Origin of the sequence: Pasteurella testudinis DSM 23072 (assembly GCF_900176075.1) — a bacterium.
Taxonomy (GTDB): Bacteria; Pseudomonadota; Gammaproteobacteria; order Enterobacterales; family Pasteurellaceae; genus Chelonobacter; species Chelonobacter testudinis.
Map to the genome: position 1 here is coordinate 1 of NZ_FWWV01000049.1, position 3,681 is coordinate 3,681.

Below are 3,681 nucleotides of genomic sequence, written 5' to 3' on the forward strand. Positions count from 1 at the left end.
GCAGCTGCATTTGGCGAAAGCTCAAAAGCTAAAGCATCGGAAATGGGGGCTATCGTTTGCGTATATCACAATGACGATGGAGAACTTATCCATATTCGAGCTTCAAAAATCGGCGATAACGGCATTAAGCCCGACACTTGGTACACGCTAGATGAAGACGGAAATTTTATTGAAGTTGATTAAAGGAGATTTAAACATGAGACTAAAAAACCCTTTTGACTTTAAAGCAACTTACATTATCGGAGCTTTATTGTTAGCGATTATGCTTGGCGTTAGCTGTCCCCCTGTCACTGTCACCGCTCAACTTGAACCGAACACGGTACACTACAACCATACCGCTGATTTAACAGCCGATATTGCACAGGCTAAAGCGGATTGGATTGCCGAAAACGGCGATTTACAACCAGATTTGACCGCCGAACAGCAAGCGGAAATTTTAACCTTGGTTGAGAAAATGAAAGAGGCTCAGTAATGGCGAGACCCAAGATTATCAGCCCGAAATTTGTTGAACATCAATACAAAATCGTTCCGCATGAAAAAGAGGGCTTCGGATTTTACGCTTATGAGCATTTAGCCGGCAACGACAAATGCAAAACAGGCTGGCGCAGTAACAATCATCTCAGCAAAGAGCTGGTGAGGGTTGAAATAAAAAAGCGGAAAATCCGTCGCAGACAAATTAACGGAATGCCCGTCAAGGAAAATCTAATCTGGGGCATAAAGCCACTGTTTATGGAGTATGAATTATGCAATGCGCAGTAGAAAGTGATTTTGCCGCTCATGATCGACAACAATGTTGGGCGGCGGCGGAAGACGAAGCAATCAAAAAATGGGCGGAAAAGCTTTACGAAACATACTCCAGCCGAGCAGTTCTCAACCCATACCCATGGCTTGTTGGTTCGGTTGAATGTGCGTTATGCGAACGCGATGATTTTTGGGAATCTATACAGGATAGTAATTGGGTAAAGCTCGAAGAAATCAAAAAAGAGGTTATCGAATTACTGGCTGAAAAGCATTGGGAAGATGAGCAATATTAAAGGGGAAACAAAATGACTGAACCAAAACTTGAGCTGATTATCAGCACCGAAAGCAAAGTTCTGGCGTGCAATATCGCCGACTTTGAGAAACAAGCGAATCAATTTCTTTCAACACTCACGCAGAATTTTGAAACCGATGATGACTTTGCGGCCGCCAAGGAAGAAGTGAAGCTACTGAAAGAACTGGAAGATAAAACCCGTTCAGCAATTAAAAATGCACAGCAAGGCGACATTAATCAACTGATTGAACAGGCGGAAGCCATCGCAGAGCGTTTCAGACAAGAGCGTCTATCACGCGATAAATTAGTAAAAAATAAAGAAGTAGAAATTAAAGAACGAATCGTGACAGCCGCATTTGATGAAATTATGAAAGTGCGTCACAGCAATTGTGACGAAAGCACAATATCTCTTGCACTTGAAATAACGATGCCAAAAAATAAAATCAATCAGCGTATTTGGGAATCAATAAAAAGAAAATCTACTATCCATACATTAACAGCGGCAGTCAACGCCGAACGGGGATTGATTCTTGCCGAAATCATGCAAGAAACGGCACGTCTTAAATCACGTTTAAAGCTCATTCCGCTTGGCTCAAGTTACTTATTCAACGATTCAGTGAAATTGATCGCCGGAACAGATGAACTTGAACCGATTATAGCCGAACGTATCGAAGCTGAAAAACAACGAGAAGCGGAGCTAAAAGCCAAAGCTGAACAAGAAGCGTTAGCAAAAGCACAAGCAGAACAGGCGGCAGCCGAAAAAGCCAAGCAGGAAGCGGAAGAAAGAGCAAAAACGCAAGCGCAAGCGGCAACCGTTGCTAAAACGCAAAAATCACAACTGACACCGACTGAACCAGTTGAAAATTTTGTGATCACTATTCGCTTAAACAACACAACCAGAACCCAAGCTATTGATACAGCTCAAAGCCTAAAAACCCGTTTTGGAGATTGTGTTTCCCTTAATAAAGCCAAAGAGGAAAAATTATGACAGTTCACGAGTTACTATCAGGATTTATTCAACCAGGAAAATGGGATGGGTTTGAAAAATTACATATCAAAACTTCAGGTGTTGTGGCTTTAGAGGGGTTCGATCGCGATAAAAAAACCGTCACCCTATTGTTATCAAATAATCACGCAAAAATTCACGCCAAATTAAGTCTAAATGAATTAGATGAATTAAGGGATTTTTTAACAACTTTTATGGAACTATTAACCGATAAATAAGGTAGGAAAATCATGACAAGCGCACTCGCTACCCTCACCCAAAAACTGGCTGATCGTTTTGATATGGGCGACAGCGCAGGCTTAACCAACGTGCTTACAGCCACCGCATTTCGGGGGCAAAAAGTAAGCAATGAGCAAATGACAGCATTACTTGTTGTTGCCAATCAGCACGGCTTAAACCCGTGGACGAACGAGATTTACGCATTTCCGAATAACGGCGGAATCGTGCCGATTGTCGGCGTGGACGGTTGGTCGCGCATCATGAACGAACACCCAGAATATGACGGTATGGATTTCAGCTTTAACAGCGAAGAAAACAGCTGCACTTGCACGATATACCGCAAAGATCGCTCGCGCCCAATTATCGTCACCGAATATATGGGTGAATGCCAACGCAACACGCAACCATGGAAATCGCACCCGAAACGAATGCTGCGGCACAAAACCATGATCCAGTGCGCACGTCTTGCCTTTGGTTTTACTGGTATTTACGACCAAGACGAAGCAGAGCGCATTGTCGAAACACAAAAAGAGCCGATTAACGTCACCCCAAAACCGAACGTGATCGAAGCGCAAGCGGTTGAACTGATCAGCGCTGAACAAGTTGAGCAAGTTAAACAACTGCTTGAAGCCACTGGAACGGAAGCGGAAAAAGTGTTGGCGATTTGCGGTGTAAGCACAATTGAGCAAATTACGGCGGCGCACGCAGTCAAGGTCATCAACAAGTTACATACAACACTTGACGCACAAGCCGCCGAAGCACCGGACGATGACAATCTAGGGGACGAAATTAAGATATGACAGACAATCTAATAACACTCGATTGCGAACAAGGCACGGAGGAATGGCTAACTGCACGGCTAGGCATTCCTACCGCCACGGGGATTAAAAACATCGTTACCGCCAGCGGTGAAAAATCCAGTTCGCAAAAAAAGTATATGGCGGAGCTGATCGAAGAAAGCATTTTAGGCCTGCCCGAAAAATCCTTTAAATCGGCAGCAATGGAGCGAGGCAATGAGCTTGAACCGCTCGCGCGCATGGCGTATGAATTTGAAACAGGCTACAGCGTGCAACAAGTCGGCGGTGTGTATCGTGATGAAAATCGCACAGTCATGGTCAGCCCAGACGGCTTAATTCCTGAACTACGCAAAGGGCTTGAAATCAAATGTCCCAAAATGAGTACGCACATTTGTTACATTCTTGAGGGCGGTTTGCCGTCGGAGTACATCATTCAGGTGCAAGCCAATTTGTGGGTAACTGGCTACGATACATGGGATTTTGTCAGCTACTGCCCTGAGTACCAAAAACAGACGCTTTTTCTTATCACTGTAGCGCGTGATAAAAACCTGATGAAAGCGTTTGATGAGCATATTCCGCAGTTTATTACCTCACTTAATGCATTAAAAGGATAATTATGGCAGGCG

At 44.0% G+C, this 3,681-nt stretch carries 7 protein-coding genes and 1 pseudogene; all 8 read left to right on the plus strand.

Annotation, left to right across the window (positions count from 1 at the left end):
• Positions 1-183: pseudogene (locus tag B8880_RS11960) on the plus strand (DUF7666 domain-containing protein); the annotation flags it as partial.
• 13 nt (positions 184-196) lie between these two features.
• Positions 197-472, plus strand: coding sequence for a hypothetical protein (locus B8880_RS11965; RefSeq protein WP_084257815.1), 276 nt, complete (start codon positions 197-199; stop codon positions 470-472).
• Positions 472-759, plus strand: a complete 288-nt coding sequence (locus B8880_RS11970) for a hypothetical protein (RefSeq protein ID WP_084257816.1) — start codon at positions 472-474, stop codon at positions 757-759. The genes B8880_RS11965 and B8880_RS11970 overlap by 1 nt, the downstream gene beginning before the upstream one ends.
• Positions 744-1,034, plus strand: coding sequence for a hypothetical protein (locus tag B8880_RS11975; protein ID WP_084257817.1), 291 nt, complete (start codon positions 744-746; stop codon positions 1,032-1,034). Before B8880_RS11970 ends, B8880_RS11975 begins: the two co-directional genes overlap by 16 nt.
• Positions 1,035-1,046: 12 nt before the next feature.
• On the plus strand, positions 1,047-2,021 hold the full coding sequence (locus B8880_RS11980) for a hypothetical protein (RefSeq protein ID WP_084257818.1): 975 nt from the start codon (positions 1,047-1,049) through the stop codon (positions 2,019-2,021).
• A complete protein-coding gene (locus B8880_RS11985) occupies positions 2,018-2,257 on the plus strand; it encodes a hypothetical protein (RefSeq protein ID WP_084257819.1) in 240 nt (79 codons plus the stop codon). Before B8880_RS11980 ends, B8880_RS11985 begins: the two co-directional genes overlap by 4 nt.
• A 12-nt stretch (positions 2,258-2,269) precedes the next feature.
• The gene (gene bet / locus B8880_RS11990) at positions 2,270-3,058 is read left to right on the plus strand and encodes a phage recombination protein Bet (RefSeq protein ID WP_084257820.1); all 789 of its coding nucleotides are present in this window, start codon (positions 2,270-2,272) and stop codon (positions 3,056-3,058) included.
• Positions 3,055-3,669 (plus strand): YqaJ viral recombinase family protein, encoded by a 615-nt coding sequence (locus tag B8880_RS11995; protein ID WP_084257821.1) that lies wholly within the window; start codon positions 3,055-3,057, stop codon positions 3,667-3,669. The genes bet and B8880_RS11995 overlap by 4 nt, the downstream gene beginning before the upstream one ends.
• Positions 3,670-3,681: the final 12 nt, after the last annotated feature.